Raw genomic sequence first — 18298 nt, 5'->3', positions numbered from 1 at the left:
TAAAAATAGTCTAGACGCTTTTATCATAGCCTGATGCGAAGAAAACGTATTCCATTTTGGGCATTACCCCTCAAACTCTTCGGAATTGCGGCGTTATTAGCCATAGTCTTTTTTGGCGCCCTGTTTTTATGGGGGGTAGTTCCATCTGCAGCCAATGACCCCGTTCGGCCAAGCGGCTTTACCGCCAAAGTCAATCCCAAGTCTGGCGTAGCGAGTATTGCACTGCAACTCCGTAGCCAAGGCATTGAGGTCAATGGCATTCTGTTTCAGTTGGGAGCACGTGCATTGCTAGTTCATGCCAAGCTGAAGCCCGGAACCTATTTATTTCCCTTGGATGCCAGTACCGCGACCATCCTCTTGAAGTTGGCGCGAGGCGATAGCATTAAAGAATCGATCGCCTTTGTGCCTGGAACGCCGATATGGCAGCTACGGCAAATCGTAGATAGCCATCCCGCTTTGGATCATCAAACCAAAGGACTAGGTTCTGCTGCGTTCTCGAAAACAGTAGGTTTGAGCCATGCCAACGCGGAAGGGCTTTTTTTCCCGGACACCTATATTTTTGATCCCGGTGAAAGCGACCTCGTCATTTATCGTCGCGCAGCAGATGCGATGCAGAAAAATCTAGCGAAGGCTTGGAATAACGCCTCTAATATAAGTCCAATCAAGACGCCATATGACTTGCTGATTTTGGCTTCGATCGTTGAAAAAGAAACCGGCAAATCCAGTGAGCGAGCGCAAATTTCAGCGGTGTTTCACAATCGTCTAAAAATAGGGATGCGCCTACAAACCGACCCTACGGTGATTTATGGCATCGGTCCAGAGTTTGACGGCAATCTACGCAAAGTAGATCTTCGCCGTGACAGTCCATACAATACCTATATGCGTACAGGTTTACCTCCCACCCCAATTGCGATTCCCAGCATGGAGTCCCTCCTTGCAGCAGCCAACCCTGCAAAAAGCGATGCCCTGTATTTTGTTGCCAAGGGCGATGGCAGTAGCTACTTCTCTAAGTCGCTAGCTGAGCATGAAAAAGCCGTTGACCAATATCAGCGCGCCATTAAAGCGCCAGCAAAGAGAGCGTCACCGTAATGGATCCCACGATGAATGTGAATGAGCCTGGATTTTTTATTAGCTTTGAGGGCATCGATGGTGCTGGAAAAAGCACCCACATCAATGCCTATTGTGAGTTGCTGAAAAGCCGCTTCCCGAATCGGACTTTAGTGCTGACGCGTGAGCCAGGCGGCACTGCATTAGGCGAGCAACTCCGCGCTTTATTGTTGGAGGCGCCGATGCATTTGGAAACAGAGGCCTTGCTGATGTTTGCCGCGCGCCGTGAGCATGTGGCACAAGTGATCGCCCCTGCACTGGCAGCTGGGCATATTGTGGTGTCCGACCGTTTTACGGATGCCAGTTTTGCCTACCAAGGTGGTGGACGCGGACTCTCTATTGAAAAACTCAATGCATTAGAGCAGTGGGTCCAAAAGCAAGACAATGGGCAACTATTGCAACCCAACATTACTTTCTTATTTGACTTGCCGGGAGCAGTGGCGGAAGCGCGCCGCTCGAAAGCGCGTACACCCGATAAATTTGAGCGGCTTGATCTGGCATTCTTTGAGCGGGTCAGGCAGGAATACCTGCGTAGAGCAAAGGCTGACCCACAGCGTTTTGTATTGGTTGACGCTACCCAGACGCAAGAGGCAATCTGGGATTTCTTATGCCAAGCCCCTTTAGCGATACGATGATTGCACCTTGGTTACAGCCGCAGTGGGATGGCATTGATCTAGAGGCATGTCCGAATGCCTTACTGCTCCATGGGCAGGCGGGCATTGGTAAGGCAGACTTTGCGCTGACCCTTGCCAAAGCCCTGCTATGCGAGGCATCCCCAAGCGGAAATAATAAGCCCTGCAATTGTTGTGAGGCTTGTCGCTGGTTTGATACCGGCAATCATCCCGACTTCGTTGCACTGGTCCCCGAGACGCACCGCCGCTTTATGCCAAATGAGGCACTCGAGGGCGCCGATGGTGATCCGTCGCCCAGTAAAAAAGCAAAACTACTGCGCGACGAAGAGGGTGACTCCGCTGAAAAAAAAGAGAAGAAGAATATTGCCATTGAAGAAGCGCGATCGGCCATCGAAGGTTTAGCAATCGGCACGCACCGCGGCGGCAATCGCGTTGTGTTGGTCTACCCTTTAGAGGCATTGCGGGCAGATGCTGCCAATACCTTATTAAAGTCCTTAGAAGAGCCACCGAGCAGCACCATTTTTATATTGGTAACGAGCCGCCTTGATCGTGTCTTGCCGACCATTCGCTCCCGTTGCCGTTTAATTGCTCTGCCACCGCCGGATCGCGCAAGTGGTCTCGCATGGCTTCGTCAGAAAATTGCAGCCCGTCCCGAACTCACCGTCTCGGATGATGAGCTGGAAACCATTTTTTATGAGCAGGGCGGGGCGCCCTATGCGACCCTGGATTTTCTATCGGCCAAGCAAGATCAAAACGAGAAGGATGAGCTCTTTGTTTCGATTCAGGCCTCGCGCTATTTATTGCAAGGCCTATCCCAAGGGCTTCGTATCGATTGGCTGGATGTGGCAGAAAAAACCCATAAAGCATCGTTTGCAGTATTGCTCGCCTCGATGCAGCGCTGGCTAGCAGACCTACAAGGCAGTGCGCAGGCTGATGCCGTGCGTTTTTATCCCAAGCATGCTGGAACGATTGCGGTTTTAGCAAAACAAGTCCGTATTGAAAAGCTCTTGCGCCTTTGGAAAGGGGTAACCCAGGCGCGCCGCCATGAAAACCACCCACTGGCCACCCGTATTCAGCTTGAATCCCTGCTCATGCAATACCAGCAGATTTTTGGGGATTGAACTCAAACTTTTGAATCCGTTGGCTGAGGAGGGCGCTGGCGATTAAAATGGACGGATGTTCATTGATTCCCATTGCCACCTTGATTTTCCGGAGTATCGCGAGCGCTTACCCGAAGTCCTTGCCAATATGGCAGCTGCTCAGGTTAGCCACGCACTCTGCATCTCAGTCGATCTCCCTGACTTTCCATTGGTAAGGCAATTGGCCGAGACCCATCCCCATTTATATGCCTCGGTTGGCGTGCATCCCGATTACGAAGATACCCCAGAGCCGACCGTCGATTTTTTAGTGGAGGCAGCAAAGCACCCCAAAGTCATAGCGATCGGCGAAACCGGACTGGACTATTACCGCATGGCTGACCGCGCGTATGCCGATATGGAGTGGCAGCGTAACCGGTTTCGGACACATATCCGGGCGGCAATCGAGTCAGGCTGCCCCTTAATCATTCATACCCGCTCAGCCTCTGAAGACACGATACGGATCCTCAAAGAGGAGGGTGCTGAGCGGATTGGTGGCGTAATGCATTGCTTTACCGAAAGCCTTGAGGTGGCTAAACAAGCCATTGATTTGGGGTTTTATATTTCTTTTTCCGGCATTGTGACCTTTAAAAGCGCAAAAGACCTGCAGGAGACCTGTCGGCAGGTGCCTTTGGAGCGTATGCTGATTGAAACTGATTCGCCTTATTTAGCCCCTATGCCGCATCGGGGCAAGACCAATGAACCCGCTTGGGTCTCGCATGTGGCAAGCTACATTGCGGATCTAAAAGGCGTCTCGGTTGATGCGATTGCAGAACATACCACGCGTAATTTTTTTCAATGTTTTCAAATAAATAGACAATTAACATGATTCTGAATCTGAAGTGCATCCAGGCCTTGCCTGTAATCCTGGGCATCGCATTTGTATCGCTGACCACCATGCCACATTGGGCAATGGCGCAAACCGATTCGCAGATCGCTACCATAACCAAAGCAGCGAAATTTGATGACGTTCGTGAGGTCAAGACCTTGATTGATAAGGGTATGAGCCCCAATCAAAAGGATCCCCGCGGCATGCCTATTTTGATGGTCGCGATTCAAGAAAACTCAGTCAAAACAGTGGATTACCTCATTAATGTCAAAGGAATTGATCTCAATCAGGCCAATTTAACGAATGAGACGCCATTGATGTTTGCTGCCTTGTACGGCCTGTTGCCTGAGGTAAAAATCTTGGTCAATCAAAAGGAAGTGCCGGTTAATCGGTCTGGTTGGACGCCGCTGCATTACGCCTCCACTAATGGTCATCTGGAAATTGCCCAGTTCTTGTTGGATAAAGGCGCTGTAGTTGATGCGCCAAGCCCCAACGAGACAACCCCTTTAATGATGGCCATTCGAGCCGGTAATATCCAGCTCGTTCGCGTGTTGCTTGATCGTGGCGCCGATATTCGGATACGTAATCAACAGGGCTATTCAGCGATCGATGTAGCAGAACTGTTTAACCAAGAAGAGATTCAAAAGGGCTTAAGAGCCCGCTGGCAAAAGCTGTACAACGAGCCATACCCAGGTGGCCCTAAGTCATAATTGCGTATAATCATTATTATGTCAAATAAGATAGATTGGTTATTTAGGCGTATCAATGTCCACTGAAACGACGGCTACCTTACCTTCTCTAACTGAATTGCTGCATCAAATCCAGCTGGATATTGGTGACAACATTGAGTTGTATTTGATCGTGGCATTCATGGCTGCCATGCTCACCATCCATGGCGTAGCAGTTTTAGTTATCGCTAGCGCATTCCACGCCATAGACCGTTTCCTTAAGTCCATACCGCATTTGGCGGGCGCTAGCTTTATTTCGTATTTCATAGCGATCTTATTGATCATCTTGACCCACATTACTGAAATCATCGCGTGGACCTATGTATTGGTCGCTTTTTCTGTCTTTCCAGGCATTACGCAAACGTTTTACTTTGTTGGCGAGATGTATACCACCTTGGGTTTTGGCAATTACCCCTTAAGCAGTGCATGGCAAGTACTGCCCATTTTGATCTCCTTTTCGGGCGTATTTTCGGTGTCCATGTCCGGCGCAGCCCTCTATTCGATGATGGGCACCCTGCTTACTCGGAAGCCCGGCTCAGCGGCGCCTTCTGCTTAAAAACCAGTTCAAACACCCTGCCATTTGCCTCCGTGGTCCGTATACGGCCAGGCAACCAGTCCAAATCACGCACTAACCATAAATCAACGCGACGCTTGAACTTATTGCTGGGTCGGTCGAGTAATTCATAGTGGCGCAAGGTGGTTACGCCCATACTTGGCACGTCATCGGAAATAAGTTCGCCATAGCTTTTGAATTGCCACGGCTCAATCATGTCAAAGCTCGCTACCGGAATAGACCGAATGGTGCCCGCCTCATCAATTTTGCCGTCACCATTCAGGAGCGAGGCAAATTGAAAAATCAGGCTAAATCGATCTTGGGTGCCTGGTGGTATGGGCGGAGAAAAATCCATCTTCTCAGAAAAGAACATCACCGGGCCGCCCTGCGCATTGCGCTCAAAGCGTGAAAACCGCGGGGGATTTTTGCCGCGTTGCGCCCAGTAAATCGAGGGCGCTAAACCGTAGGCATCAATCTTGCCTTTCGACTCAAATACAAACGGACCCACAAACGCATAGGGAATCGTAATGGATAGCGAATATCCCGAGTCATCCGCAATCCATTTGATTTCACCCGTTTGTACTTGCTGCCCGTCGACATAGGCGTCGTAATACAGCAGAGCTGACTCGGGAAGGCGAAAGGCCATCCCATCTTGCTCAAATAAGGCGCCACCCTGCTCTGCTGCTACTCCTGCTGGCACTGCTATCTCACTCGAAGAATTACCTACTTGCGGCACTGCTTTTTTTGCGGAGCGAGCCATCTTGATTTGCTTGACTGGCTCTTCTTTTAAGATGGCCACAAAGGGCGATTCCTGTGGGGGCGCAATCAAAGAGCCAGTGGGTAGCAGCCATAGCCAGAAAAATAAAATGAGGTGCGCGACTAGGGACAGCACTAAGGCTGCCAATAGAATCCACAATGGCTTAAAACGACTTAGGACTGCTCCCAGAACAATCCTTCCAGCAGGCGGCTATTCTTGGGTAAGTTCGCGGCCAAAAAATCCATTTGATCGGCCAGAATATTTCTGCCTTTGAGGATCATGTCCTCATACAAGCTTGGCATATAAGGCGCATATAGCAAACTCATGTTCGCCATTTCAGGGGTGCGATTGCCTTTGCGTTGATTGCATGGCCTGCAAGAAACAACCAAATTCATCCACGTGTATTTACCGCCACGGCTATTGGGAATAATGTGTTCCGCTTCAGCATCGTTTTCGGTAATGCGTTCACCACAATAGGCGCACAGGCCACGATCACGGCGGTACAACTTACGCTTCGTGATGCCGGGCACAACATCGAATAGATTGATGCGTGCCGAGCCTTTGACGGCAACGATGGAGTGCAGCTCAATGATGGATTGCTTGCCAGTAGCTCGCGAGATACCGCCACGCATGACCGCGATCGGATCGCCCAGTGTCCACAATACGCTCTGGTCTGCATATTGTTTTGTCGCTTCTTCCGCATTTATCCAGCATTGTGGAATACCGCCGGCGTCTAGCTTCAAGATGCTCAGCACAACCACTCCTCTCTCTGTAATGGCATAAATCATCGCATCACTGCATGACAACCATCTTACAGAAAATTCCGGGGGCGATCAACGCACTGCAATTGACCCTATAGGGCAATCATTTGCCTATCCCATTGGGATTTGCTCACTCAATTCGATTACGGCAAATCCACTCAGAGCGCTGCCATTCGCCCTGCTTTTCGGCAAAGACCAGCCAGATAAAAAATAGTTTTAGGGTTTGCATGATCTGCTCCTCTCTTCGCGCTAATGCGCTTATTGCTCAAGAGTGCAGTATGTCAATCTAGAAGCTCATAAAATGAGCTATTCAAATTAATCACAAGCGAAGTCGATTACCGCGTCCAAGTAATCGCTGTAATTAGCAATGCCGTGGTCACTACCTTGAATAATGATCTGCTGGGCACCTGGATAAAAGGCGGCCATCTCCCGCCAGTCGAGCAATTCATCACCGGTGGCAGCCAAGAGTAAATAGCGCTCAGGATGCGTAATCGATTCAACCTGCATGCGATTAAGCTCATCAATGTATTCAGCCCGAAAGTCAAAAGGCTCCTCGCTATCGTAGGCCGTCATCATGCCTACATGGGGCGCTAGTTCCCGCCCTGCTCTCACGGCCGGATTTAAGGCGATGCCTTTGCAGCCATAGCGCTCTGCAAGGTAGTTGGTATAAAAACCACCCAAGGAAGAGCCGATCACGGTTAATCGATCCGCCTTAGCAGTATCGATGTGGCGTTGAACCATTTCCATGGACTCACGTGGGGAGGCAAGCAATTGTGGGCAATACCATTCGATGGAAGCCCCCTGCTCCGCGCGATGCGCGATGGCATCGCCAGTCATCTGCGCTTTACTTGAGCGCGGGGAGGAACGAAAACCGTGGAGGTAAACAACCAGTAGTGAATTCATGCTGCATATTATGCAACCGAATCCATTACTGGTTTAGGTCAAGCTAGGAATAAAGAATTAGGCTTTTTGGCCTATTTCAAAGTTAGCCAGTTTTTCTAAAGCGCGCACCATGGCCGAATGGTCCCATGCTTTACCGCCATGGGCTGAGCAGGAATTAAATAACTCTTGGGCGGTGGCGGTATTGGGTAAGGAAACACCCAATGCGCGAGCACTATTGAGCGCCAGATTTAAATCCTTTTGATGCAACTCAATCCGAAATCCAGGATCAAAAGTCCGCTTGACCATGCGCTCGCCATGCACTTCTAAAATTTTGGAGCTCGCAAAGCCACCCATTAATGCCTGGCGTACTTTGGCAGGATCAGCACCAGCTTTGGCGGCAAACAGAAGCGCCTCAGCAACGGCTTCAATATTCAGGGCCACAATAATCTGATTGGCTACTTTAGCCGTTTGACCGTCGCCATTGCCGCCAACCAAATTAATGTTCTTGCCCATCAATTCCAGTACGGGCTTCACGCGTGTAAAGACTGCTTCATCTCCGCCCAGCATGATCGACAGGGTTGCATTTTTTGCGCCGACTTCGCCGCCAGAGACTGGGGCATCGAGATAATCAGCGCCTAGTGCATTAATCTTCTTTGCAAATTCTTTTGTAGCTATCGGCGATATGGAGCTCATGTCCACAACAACTTTACCTTTGCCGCCATTGGCTAAACCACTGGCAATGCCTTTATCGCCAAACAGAACACGCTCGACGTCCGGCGTATCTGGAACCATCGTAAAAATGATGTCGGCCTTTTCAGCAACTTCCGCTGGACTTGCGCATTGAATCGCTGCTGATTTTGCAATTGTCTCAGGCACCTTGCTGCGCGTATTGACATACACCGTATGGCCTGCAGCAACTAAATGCCCAGCCATGGGCGCGCCCATAATGCCAAGACCGACGAAACCGATTTTGAGTTGTGACATGGTAGTTATCCTATTTGAGGTGATGGATTTTATTGTTCGGGTTTGTGGGGTTACAAATGCAAATTATCTCGCAAGAGCAGAACCCTATTCTTAATTGGAATGCCAAACTAGCTAATCAATATGGCAGTAGCAAATTTAAGCGAAGGGCTTAAACCAACCCAAGCCCGCTTCAGTTGTTGCTGCAGGCTTGTATTCGCAGCCAATCCAGCCGGCATAACCAATACGATCGAGCATGGCAAAGATGTAAGCGTAATTGATTTCACCGGTGCCAGGTTCGTTACGGCCAGGATTATCAGCGAGCTGAATATGAGCAATTTTAGAAAGGTGCTTCTGGATCGAATTGGCCAGCTCGCCCTCCATGCGCTGCGCATGGTAAATGTCGTACTGCAAAAATAGATTATCAGAGCCAACTTCAGTGATGATATCGATGGCCTGCTGCGTTCCAGATAAGAAGAAGCCAGGAATATCAAAGGTATTGATGGGCTCAATCAGCAGCTTGATGTTGGCCTTTTTCAGCTCAGCGGCAGCGTACTTTAGGTTATCAATAAAGGTAGTCCGCAGGACATTGTGTGCAACACCTTCAGGCATTTTTCCAGCCAAACAATTCACTTGCGACACGCCGAGTGCAGTAGCATATTCCACTGCATTCGCAACACCTTTGCGAAACTCCTCAATGCGGTCCGGTAGACAGGCAATACCGCGCTCACCCGCCTCCCAATTTCCTGCGGGCAAATTGTGCAGCACCAAAGTCAGTTTGTTTTGATCGAGCTTTGCCTTAATATCAGCGGCCGGAAATGCGTACGGAAAGAGGAACTCCACTGCCTTGAAGTTGGCTGCTGCAGCTTTATCAAAGCGCTCCATAAATGGAACTTCATTAAACAACATTGTGAGATTGGCAGCAAACTTCGGCATTCCTATTCCTTATCAAATTCAAACAATCAAAACTCAAATGGTAAAAAATTGCGGTATTACTTTCGTAATACCGCATTAGAACAGCATTCTATTGATTAAACCAATTACTCGAGCAAACCGGCTGTAACCAATCCTTCAGTACCAGCAGGGTGACGGCAATCAATGTCTTCAAATTCATTGACATTATTAATCTCGGTGCCCATCGCAATATTAGTTACCTTCTCTAAGATAACCTCAACCACTACTGGAACGCGATGTTCTTTGGCTATCTTTTGCGCTTCGATCAAGGCAGCATTGATCTTGCTAGGGTCAGTCACGCGCAAGGCCTTGCAGCCGAGTCCTTCAACCACCTTGCCGTGGTCAACGCCATACCCTTTGAGGTTTTGATCATCCACGTTAATGTTGTCAAAGGCGAGCTGGACGCAGTAGTCCATCTCAAAGCCGCGCTGCGCTTGACGAATTAAGCCAAGGTAGCTGTTATTCACTAAAACCATAACCAGCGGCAAATGGAATTGTGCGCCAACAGCCAACTCTTCAATTAAGAATTGGAAATCATAGTCACCGGCAAGACCAACGACTGTCTTGGTTGGGTCAGAGGCTAACACGCCGAGTGCTGCAGGAATAGTCCAACCTAAGGGACCGGCTTGACCGCAATTGATCCACTGACGCGCGCCATACACGTGCAAGAACTGACCGCCTGCAATTTGCGATAAACCAATGGTCGATACATAGACTGTGTCACGACCGAATACCGAGTTCATCTCTTGGTATACGCGCTGTGGCTTGATAGGCACATTATCAAAATTGGTCTTGCGCAACATCAAACGCTTACGCTCTTGACAACGGCTGACCCAGTCGCTGTAGTCTTTTAATTTACCTTTGGCTTTCCATTCTTTGGCTACTTCAACAAACAATTCCAAAGCAGCTTTTGCATCGGAAACAATGCCGTAGTCTGGATTAAAGACGCGTCCAATTTGCGTAGGCTCAATGTCGACGTGGACAAATTTACGGTCTTTGCAATACACCTCAAGTGAACCAGTGTGGCGGTTAGCCCAGCGGTTACCAATACCCAAAACAAAGTCGCTGGCGAGCATCGTGGCATTACCGTAGCGATGGGATGTTTGCAATCCGACCATGCCAGCCATCAGCGGATGGTCATCAGGAATCGTGCCCCAGCCCATCAGGGTAGGAATCACTGGAATACCGGTCAACTCGGCAAACTCAACCAATAACTTATCTGCATCGGCATTAATAACGCCGCCGCCAGATACGATCAAGGGCTTTTCAGATGCCATCAGCATTTCAATGGCTTTTTCAATCTGCTTACGGCTAGCCGCAGGCTTGTAAACCGGCAATGGCTCGTAGGTATCAATATCAAATTCGATTTCAGCAAGCTGAACATCAATCGGCAAATCAATTAAGACTGGGCCAGGACGTCCGGAGCGCATCACATGAAAGGCCTGCTGGAATACGCGGGGCACCAAGCCAGGCTCGCGTACGGTTACAGACATTTTGGTTACTGGCTTAGAGATGGTTTCAATATCAACCGCCTGAAAGTCTTCTTTGTAGAGGCGCGCACGTGGTGCTTGGCCAGTAATGCACAGAATTGGAATGGAGTCAGCGCTGGCTGAATAGAGACCGGTGATCATGTCGGTGCCAGCAGGGCCTGAGGTGCCGATGCAAACACCGATATTGCCAGCCTTCGCGCGGGTATAGCCTTCGGCCATATGCGAGGCGCCCTCGACGTGACGAGCCAAAATGTGCGTAATGGATTGACGCTCGCGTAATTGCGCATACAGCGGATTGATTGCTGCACCTGGAACGCCAAAGGCGGTAGAAACGCCCTCTTTTTCCATTACTAGTACTGCAGCCATTGCGGCTTTCATTTTGGCCATGATGTCTCCTCCACGTTTTAAGAATGAATGAATGATCGCGACTTCCGGCCCAAATGAGAATGGCAGGCGCATTCATATCACCTATTCCAATTTGGAATACCCCAGATCAGAATCAGGCTAAAATAGGCAAATGGATCGCATACAGGGCATTGCCCTATTTGTTCGCGTCGTTGAGACTGGCTCCTTTAGCAAGGCCGCCACCAGCCTTGGTATTACCCAGCCCACCGCCACCAAGCACATCGCCTTTTTAGAAAAACGCCTCGGTTCCCTTTTGTTGCACCGCAGCACCAGAGGGGTCACTCCGACTGAAATTGGCCAAATCTATTATGAGAAATGCAAAGTCATTTCGCGCGAGCTCGAGGATGCAGATAATTTAGCCGCCCTCTTGCAAAGCAAAATTCAGGGCAAATTGTCGATTAGCTCTTCGGTTGCCTTCGGTCGCCGTATTTTGACTCCCTTGGTACTGGAATTCATGAGCCAGCACCCCCAGCTGCAAGTGCACTTGAGTCTAGATGACCACTACGTCAATTTAGTCGAGGAAGGCATTGATTTGGCGATTCGCATGGGCCGATTGCCGGACTCTTCGTTGGGTTCCCGCTATTTGGGTCTCAATCCCTGGGTGTTGGTTGCCAGCCCGGCCTATTTAGAAGAGCATGGCACGCCCAAGCATCCAACCGAGTTAGCGGAGCATCAGGCTTTAATTTATAGCTCGGTTCAAGATAACCACCGTTGGCACTTTAGCGGGGCTGATGGTGCAGCACTTTCAGTTCCGGTTAAAGGACCGCTCTATTCCAATAATTTGTCGACATTATTGGCGGCCACCATCGCTAAAATGGGTTTAGCAGCGCTCCCTTGGTATGTAGCGCACCGCTCAGTTAAAAAAGGAAATTTGCAACCCATTTTGACGGACTGGACCCTGCCCTCCCAAGAAATCCATGCGGTGTTTTCTTCCCCGCGCCTTGTGCCTGGTAAGGTTAGTCAATACATCGACTGGCTACAGGGATACTTTGTCGGCAATTGGTGGGAGCGCCCAGAAAATCAAACTCAGCTTGTTGAATCAATTAGTACGCAGTAAAAACAGAGATCATTTTTTATCAAACCAAAAGGAAGCATATGAAACATACATCCCTCCACATCGCTGCAGTTACTGCGGCATTACTTGCATCGACTGGCCTAGTTCAAGCACAGCCTGCTAGCCCAGCCAAGCCTAAAGTAGAAGCTGCTGCCATTATGGATACCGTCTATGACTTATACCAGGGCGATGTCGTAAAGATTGATGCCAAAACACGCACTATTACCTTTAAAAATAAAGAAGGTGAGTCGAGTTTTGTGGCTGGCCCAGAAATTAAGAACTTTGCGCAGATCAAAGTAGGCGACCACCTGAGCGTAACCTATGAGGTTGCAGTTGCTCTTGAGCTGATTAAAACCAAAAGCGATGGTATTCGCAGCAAGCAAGAAGCTTCTGCTGTTACCACTGCACAGCCTGGCCAAAAGCCAGCACAGACCATTACCAACGCAACTGAAATCATTGCCGATGTGGTTGCCGTAGATCGCACCAAGAAGACTGCTTCTATTAAGGGTCCTAATGGTAAGGTCACTGTGGTCAAGGTGAAGAACCCAGAGCTCCTGAAAGACATTGCAGTAGGCGATGTAGTGCGCGCTCTTTTCATCGACAGAATGGCTGCTTCGATTACACCAGGAAAGAAGTAATACGCCCTTATCAATTTAATGGCGAACAGAATGCAAAGGTCCTTGATCAGTAAATGCATCCGCAATACGCATTACCGCCTCATCGCCTTTTGCATTGCCAGTATTGCCCTGGTTACTGCATGTACCACTACGACCCGCCCGGGCGTAGTGGGCATCAATCGCCAGCAGCTAATGGTGGCCTCCCAAAGCGAGGTTGAGCGTTTATCGGCCATTAGTTTTAAAGAGCAAAATAAAAAAGCCCAAGATAAAAAGATTCTGATTGCATCAGGGCCGCAATACGATCGCTTGATCAATATTGCCAATCGCCTTATTCCACAAACTGCCTACTTTCGGGACGATACCCAGAAATGGAATTGGCAACTGAGCCTGATTAACGCACCCATTCTGAATGCCACCTGCGCACCCGGCGGCAAGATTACTTTTTATACCGGAATCATTGATCAACTTAAGCTCAATGATGATGAGATTGCTGCCATCATGGGGCATGAGATTGCGCACGCACTACGTGAACACGGCAGAGAGCGCCTATCGCAAGCCATGGCACAAAGTACGATCACCAATATTGCACTGGCTGCAGCCGGAGGCTATGGCGCGCAAATTAATGCAGCCAATCAAGTGGCGCAATACGTATTGGTGTTGCCAAATTCAAGGCAACATGAAAGCGAAGCCGATGCGATTGGAATTGAGCTGGCTGCCAGGGCTGGCTACAACCCCCGCGCAGCAATCTCCGTATGGCAAAAGATGATGAAGGCAACGCAAGGTAAAAATCCTCCCGAGTTCTTATCAACCCACCCTTCGGGCGAAACGCGCATTGAACAGCTCAGCGCATTAATGCCGGCGGTTGAGCCTCTGTATCGGGATGCACCAAAGGCCCCGGGCTCCGACCCAACAATGAAATAAAGCAGCAATAAAAAAGCCCCGATTAAGGGGCTTTTTTATCAATCTTGGCGGAGCGGACGGGACTCGAACCCGCGACCCTCGGCGTGACAGGCCGATATTCTAACCAACTGAACTACCGCTCCAAACTGCTGCGTTACTACAAAATCTGGCGTCCCCAGGGGGATTCGAACCCCCGTACTCACCGTGAAAGGGTGATGTCCTAGGCCTCTAGACGATGGGGACCGTGGACTACCATTTACTGCATGTGCTGCCATTCTAAATGCTGGTGGAGATAAGCGGGATCGAACCGCTGACCTCTTGCATGCCATGCAAGCGCTCTCCCAGCTGAGCTATACCCCCATAATCTCGCGTTCAAACTGCTACTGCAACACAAGACATTTAAAACAATCCAAGATTTTAGCCTATTTTTGCCTGCCCGCCCTAATTTTTGGTGGCAAGCACCCTCCTCAGGCGCTGCACCGTTTCAGCCTTACCTAGGATGACCAAGACGGCATCAATCGCTGGGGTTTGGGTAGTGGCAAATAGAGCGTAGCGAACAGGCATGGCCAAGGCTGGCATCTTCAGTTGATGCTGCGCTAAGACCGCCTTAAATGCCGCCGAATACCCCTCTTTGCTGCTATCGCTCGCCTCAAATGCCGTGATCAAGTCAGCCAATGCCGGACGGATATTCGCTGGAATATTGGTATCAATTTCCTGCTGCGAAAACGCGGGTGCTGGCATGTAAAACAGCTTGGCGCCATCGGCAATTTCTATCAAGGTATTGGCGCGGTCTTTCAGGAGTCCAACCACCTGAACAAAGTCCGGGCCCTGCCCCGCTTGCGGAATGGTAATTCCGCGCTCAAGGGCAAATGGTTTGACCTGCTCTGCTAGTTTTGCCGCATCGCTATGCTGAATGTAATGGTGGTTCAGCCAAAGTAACTTCTCCGGGTTGTGTTGTGCCGGGGAGCGCCCCAAATGATCTAAATCAAACCAGCCTACAAACTGATCGCGGGTAAAGACTTCAGCATCACCATGCGCCCAACCGAGGCGCGCCAAATAATTCAGAATGGCCTCGGGTAAATAACCTTCGCGCTGGTAATCGCGAACACTCATGGCGCCATTGCGCTTACTCATCTTTTCGCCTTCCTCATTCAGGACGGTTGGCAAATGCGCATAAATCGGCGGCGTACCGCCCAAGGCACGCATGATGTTAATTTGACGAGGGGTGTTATTGACGTGATCGTCGCCCCGAATCACGTGGGTGATTCGCATATCAATATCATCTACTACGACGCAAAAGTTATATGTCGGCGTGCCATCAGGCCTGGCAATAACAAGATCATCGAGTTCATCATTACTGATTTCGATCTGACCTTTGACGGCATCTTGCCAAATGACCGAGCCGCCAATGGGACTCTTAAAGCGAATGACCGGTAATACGCCCTCCGGTGCAGGGGGCAAAACCTTACCTGGCTCTGGTCGCCACAGACCGTTATAGCGCGGCTTCTCTTTATTCGCCATTTGCTGATCGCGCAAGGCATTGAGCTCCGCCTCACTCATATAGCAAGGGTATGCAAGACCAGATTTCAGCATCTCTGCAATCACTTCACGATAACGATCCATGTGCTGCATTTGATAGATGGGGCCTTCATCGATATCAAGACCAAGCCATGCCATGCCATCGATGATGACGTCCACCGCCTCTTGGGAGGAGCGCTCAAGGTCAGTATCTTCAATGCGGAGAATAAAGTCACCGCCATGGTGGCGCGCAAAAGCCCACGGATACAGCGCGCTGCGCAGATTACCGAGGTGGATAAATCCAGTCGGACTAGGAGCAAATCGGGTACGTATAGACATAGCCAGTATTATCTCAGGTCAAGCAAATCAAGGCAAAACCAAGGATACTTTGGACCATGAATGAACTACTTGTCTTTGTGTGTGATGGGGCTCCCGTCCGCGGCGAAATTGTGTCCATTAACACTGCATGGCAGTCGGTACAGGAGCGACGCGATGACCCGCCTGTTATTCGTCAGATTCTGGGTGATTTTGTCGCAGCTGCCACTTTACTGAGTGCCAGCCTCAAATTCGATGGCACCCTGATGATTCAGGCGCAAAGCAAGGGGCCGATTTCCCTCTTGGTGGTGGAGTGCAGCTCAAACCTCACCATGCGCGCTACAGTCAAGTTATCGGTAGAGCCGACTGAGATTGATCCGAATGCCACGCTGGCCGATTTATTGGATGCTAGCAATACTGGCCGTCTGGTGATTACCTTAGACCCAAGCGACCGCCAACCTGGGCAGCCGCCCTATCAAGGCATCGTTGCCCTCCAACAAGACCAGAATGGCATTGCCGTTCCTGTAACCAATGCCGCCGAAGCCATCATGCTGTACATGCGCCACTCAGAACAATTGGAAACCCGTATTTGGCTCGCCTCCAATGAAAAGGTGGTGGGTGGCTTACTGTTACAACGCCTGCCCAACTCTGGAGGACATGTTCACCTTGATCCGCAGACGGCAGCGGAGGGTTGGAGTCGTATTCAGGCATTGGGCGAAACCATCACTACGGATGAGTTGCTTGAACTCAGTCCCGAGACGACATTACGCCGGCTCTTTTTGAATGAATCCAGCGAAGCAGGAGTACGAGCATTTCCGACAAGGCCAGTCCAATTTGCCTGTCGCTGTTCACGCCTCAAGGTGGCCGATGTTTTGCGCATGCTGGGGGAAGAGGAAGTAAACAGCATTCTTGCTGAACAGGGTGCAGTGGAAACGGGCTGTGAGTTTTGCGGCAAGGCCTACCGATTTGATGCGGTGGACTGCATTCAGGTCTTCAAGACTGACTTACTTACGGATGCTACTCGGCCGCCATCGGGCGGACATTAAGCAGATCCTGCTTACTGCGGTTTTTGCGCCTCTTTGGCGAGCGCATCTTGCTTTGCTTGAGCTACCGATTTATCGCTAGGCAGAATTTGCACAAAATACTCGCCCTCTTTGAGCATGCCATGCTCTGCCCGAGCCCGTTCTTCAATCGCGCGCGTTCCTGATTTCAGGTCATTCACATCGCCGGCTAACTTTGTATTGCGCAGCGCTAGGGCTTGATTCAACTCTTTCTGATCCTTGAGTTGCTTTTCCATCTCGTAGACCTTGAACCAGCCACCCTTCCCAAGCCATAGTGGGTACTGAATGGCAATCAGTAAACCAAACATGGAGTAGATAATGAGTCGCATGGCCTAGGGAGGTTGAATGCTACTTCTTCAGATTATAGAAAACCGATTTACCTGGATAACTAGCAACATCACCTAAATCTTCTTCGATGCGCAATAACTGGTTGTATTTGGCAATGCGATCAGAGCGCGACAAGGAGCCCGTTTTAATCTGGCCTGCATTCGTACCGACTGCAATGTCTGCAATGGTGCTGTCTTCAGTCTCACCAGAGCGGTGTGAAATAACTGCAGTGTAGTTGGCGCGCTTCGCCATTTCAATTGCGGCAAAGGTCTCGGTTAAGGTGCCGATTTGATTAATCTTAATCAGAATCGAATTCGCAACACCCTTTTCGATGCCTTCTTTGAGGATGCGCGTGTTGGTAACAAATAAATCATCACCAACCAACTGAATCTTTTTGCCCAACTTCTGAGTTAAGTCCGCCCAGCCATCCCAGTCGCTCTCGTGCATGCCATCTTCGATGGAAACAATCGGAAACTGATCGGCTAAATTGCCCAGGTAATCCGAGAACTCGCTCGAGCTCAGCTGCAGGCCTTCGCCAGCTAAGTGGTACTTGCCGTCTTTATAGAACTCACTCGCGGCGCAATCGAGCGCAAGCAGTACATCTTCGCCAGCGTTGTAACCCGCTTTTTCAATGGCAAGCAAGATGGTTTCGAGGCATTCTTTATTGCTTGTGAAGTTTGGAGCAAAGCCACCCTCATCGCCAACGGAGGTTGGCATATTTTTATCGTGCAGGATTTTCTTGAGAGCATGGAAGATTTCAGCGCCACAACGCAATGCCTCGCGGAAGGTTTCTGTACCCACCGGCATGATCATGAATTCTTGAATGTCTAAGCTATTGTTCGCATGCGCACCGCCGTTAACGATGTTCATCATCGGAACGGGAAGCTGCATCGCGCCAGAGCCACCGAAATAGCGGTACAAAGGCAAACCCGCTTCTTCTGCAGCAGCACGGGCTACAGCCATAGAAACGGCTAAGGTAGCATTGGCGCCAAGGCGCGCTTTATTGTGCGTACCATCAAGCTCATTGATAGTGCGATCTAAGAACGCCTGCTCACTTGCATCTAGCCCCATCACTGCTTCAGCAATTTCAGTGTTGATGTTTTGAACGGCCTTGAGAACGCCTTTACCTAGGTAGCGCTCGGCATCGCCATCGCGCATTTCAATTGCTTCGCGAGAGCCTGTTGACGCACCGGATGGAACTGCAGCGCGGGCCATTACGCCAGACTCGAGGAGCACGTCACACTCTACCGTTGGATTACCGCGTGAATCTAAGATTTCTCTACCGATAATATCGACGATGGCACTCATGAAC

The 18298-nt window shown here is 50.0% G+C and carries 19 protein-coding genes and 3 tRNA genes; 10 read left to right on the top strand and 12 right to left on the bottom strand.

The features are described from left to right. Positions 1 to 33: 33 nt before the first annotated feature. Genes mltG through AOC34_RS05045 form a run of 6 tightly spaced genes read left to right on the top strand, consistent with a single transcriptional unit; the run spans position 34 to position 4988 of the window. The gene (mltG, locus tag AOC34_RS05070; RefSeq protein WP_108469053.1) at positions 34 to 1089 is read left to right on the top strand and encodes an endolytic transglycosylase MltG; all 1056 of its coding nucleotides are present in this window, start codon (positions 34 to 36) and stop codon (positions 1087 to 1089) included. Then, positions 1089 to 1742 (top strand): dTMP kinase, encoded by a 654-nt coding sequence (tmk, locus tag AOC34_RS05065; protein WP_234408044.1) that lies wholly within the window; start codon positions 1089 to 1091, stop codon positions 1740 to 1742. Before mltG ends, tmk begins: the two co-directional genes overlap by 1 nt. After that, complete coding sequence (locus AOC34_RS05060) at positions 1715 to 2860, top strand: DNA polymerase III subunit delta' (protein ID WP_108469052.1); 1146 nt, start codon at positions 1715 to 1717, stop codon at positions 2858 to 2860. Before tmk ends, AOC34_RS05060 begins: the two co-directional genes overlap by 28 nt. 55 nt (positions 2861 to 2915) lie before the next feature. After that, positions 2916 to 3704, top strand: a complete 789-nt coding sequence (locus tag AOC34_RS05055) for a TatD family hydrolase (protein WP_108469051.1) — start codon at positions 2916 to 2918, stop codon at positions 3702 to 3704. Beyond that, a complete protein-coding gene (locus tag AOC34_RS05050; protein WP_108469050.1) occupies positions 3701 to 4414 on the top strand; it encodes an ankyrin repeat domain-containing protein in 714 nt (237 codons plus the stop codon). The genes AOC34_RS05055 and AOC34_RS05050 overlap by 4 nt, the downstream gene beginning before the upstream one ends. 55 nt (positions 4415 to 4469) lie before the next feature. Then, positions 4470 to 4988 (top strand): transporter, encoded by a 519-nt coding sequence (locus AOC34_RS05045; protein ID WP_199908325.1) that lies wholly within the window; start codon positions 4470 to 4472, stop codon positions 4986 to 4988. Here AOC34_RS05045 and AOC34_RS05040 read toward each other — a convergent pair. The 6 genes from AOC34_RS05040 to gcl all read right to left on the bottom strand — a co-directional run bounded on the left by AOC34_RS05040 (position 4951) and on the right by gcl (position 11176). Then, positions 4951 to 5784, bottom strand: a complete 834-nt coding sequence (locus AOC34_RS05040) for a DUF3108 domain-containing protein (protein WP_234408158.1) — start codon at positions 5782 to 5784, stop codon at positions 4951 to 4953. The genes AOC34_RS05045 and AOC34_RS05040 overlap by 38 nt on opposite strands. 131 nt (positions 5785 to 5915) lie before the next feature. Next, positions 5916 to 6497 (bottom strand): HNH endonuclease, encoded by a 582-nt coding sequence (locus tag AOC34_RS05035; protein WP_407675568.1) that lies wholly within the window; start codon positions 6495 to 6497, stop codon positions 5916 to 5918. 321 nt (positions 6498 to 6818) lie between these two features. After that, positions 6819 to 7406, bottom strand: a complete 588-nt coding sequence (locus tag AOC34_RS05030) for a YqiA/YcfP family alpha/beta fold hydrolase (RefSeq protein WP_108469048.1) — start codon at positions 7404 to 7406, stop codon at positions 6819 to 6821. Between the two features lie 57 nt (positions 7407 to 7463). Next, complete coding sequence (glxR, locus tag AOC34_RS05025; protein WP_267895157.1) at positions 7464 to 8378, bottom strand: 2-hydroxy-3-oxopropionate reductase; 915 nt, start codon at positions 8376 to 8378, stop codon at positions 7464 to 7466. A gap of 126 nt (positions 8379 to 8504) precedes the next feature. Beyond that, positions 8505 to 9281: a hydroxypyruvate isomerase gene (hyi, locus tag AOC34_RS05020; protein WP_108469046.1), complete on the bottom strand. Its 777-nt coding sequence runs from the start codon at positions 9279 to 9281 to the stop codon at positions 8505 to 8507. A 104-nt stretch (positions 9282 to 9385) separates the two neighbouring features. Then, positions 9386 to 11176 carry a glyoxylate carboligase gene (gene gcl / locus AOC34_RS05015; protein WP_108470059.1) on the bottom strand — a complete coding sequence of 597 codons (1791 nt, stop codon included), beginning with the start codon at positions 11174 to 11176 and terminating at the stop codon, positions 9386 to 9388. 130 nt (positions 11177 to 11306) lie between these two features. On the opposite strand from gcl, the gene AOC34_RS05010 reads away from it, so the two are divergent. Genes AOC34_RS05010 through AOC34_RS05000 form a run of 3 tightly spaced genes read left to right on the top strand, consistent with a single transcriptional unit; the run spans position 11307 to position 13786 of the window. After that, the gene (locus AOC34_RS05010) at positions 11307 to 12251 is read left to right on the top strand and encodes a LysR family transcriptional regulator (RefSeq protein WP_108469045.1); all 945 of its coding nucleotides are present in this window, start codon (positions 11307 to 11309) and stop codon (positions 12249 to 12251) included. 38 nt (positions 12252 to 12289) lie between these two features. Continuing rightward, on the top strand, positions 12290 to 12886 hold the full coding sequence (locus AOC34_RS05005) for a hypothetical protein (protein WP_108469044.1): 597 nt from the start codon (positions 12290 to 12292) through the stop codon (positions 12884 to 12886). 30 nt (positions 12887 to 12916) lie between these two features. Next, the gene (locus AOC34_RS05000) at positions 12917 to 13786 is read left to right on the top strand and encodes a M48 family metallopeptidase (RefSeq protein ID WP_108469043.1); all 870 of its coding nucleotides are present in this window, start codon (positions 12917 to 12919) and stop codon (positions 13784 to 13786) included. Positions 13787 to 13831: 45 nt separating this feature from the next. Here the strand turns inward: AOC34_RS05000 and AOC34_RS04995 are convergent. The 4 genes from AOC34_RS04995 to gltX form a co-directional block, all read right to left on the bottom strand. After that, positions 13832 to 13908: transfer RNA gene (locus AOC34_RS04995), tRNA-Asp, on the bottom strand. A gap of 24 nt (positions 13909 to 13932) precedes the next feature. Next, positions 13933 to 14008 (bottom strand) — tRNA-Glu (locus AOC34_RS04990). A gap of 41 nt (positions 14009 to 14049) precedes the next feature. Continuing rightward, positions 14050 to 14125, bottom strand: a tRNA-Ala gene (locus AOC34_RS04985). 81 nt (positions 14126 to 14206) lie between these two features. Continuing rightward, positions 14207 to 15628: a glutamate--tRNA ligase gene (gene gltX / locus AOC34_RS04980; protein WP_199908348.1), complete on the bottom strand. Its 1422-nt coding sequence runs from the start codon at positions 15626 to 15628 to the stop codon at positions 14207 to 14209. Between the two features lie 50 nt (positions 15629 to 15678). Here gltX and hslO point away from each other — a divergent pair, with 50 nt between their 5' ends. Further along, positions 15679 to 16644, top strand: coding sequence for an Hsp33 family molecular chaperone HslO (gene hslO, locus AOC34_RS04975; protein WP_108469041.1), 966 nt, complete (start codon positions 15679 to 15681; stop codon positions 16642 to 16644). An 11-nt stretch (positions 16645 to 16655) separates the two neighbouring features. On the opposite strand, the gene ftsB is transcribed toward hslO, so the two are convergent. Further along, entirely contained in the window at positions 16656 to 16988 is a 333-nt protein-coding gene (gene ftsB / locus AOC34_RS04970) for a cell division protein FtsB (protein WP_108469040.1), read from the bottom strand. Between the two features lie 19 nt (positions 16989 to 17007). Continuing rightward, a complete protein-coding gene (gene eno / locus AOC34_RS04965) occupies positions 17008 to 18294 on the bottom strand; it encodes a phosphopyruvate hydratase (RefSeq protein WP_108469039.1) in 1287 nt (428 codons plus the stop codon). Between the last annotated feature and the right edge of the window lie 4 nt (positions 18295 to 18298).

The organism is Polynucleobacter difficilis (assembly GCF_003065365.1).
In the GTDB taxonomy this organism is placed as follows: domain Bacteria; phylum Pseudomonadota; class Gammaproteobacteria; order Burkholderiales; family Burkholderiaceae; genus Polynucleobacter; species Polynucleobacter difficilis.
Note: the sequence above shows the minus strand (reverse complement) of the source record. Positions and strands in the feature narration are given on the sequence as shown.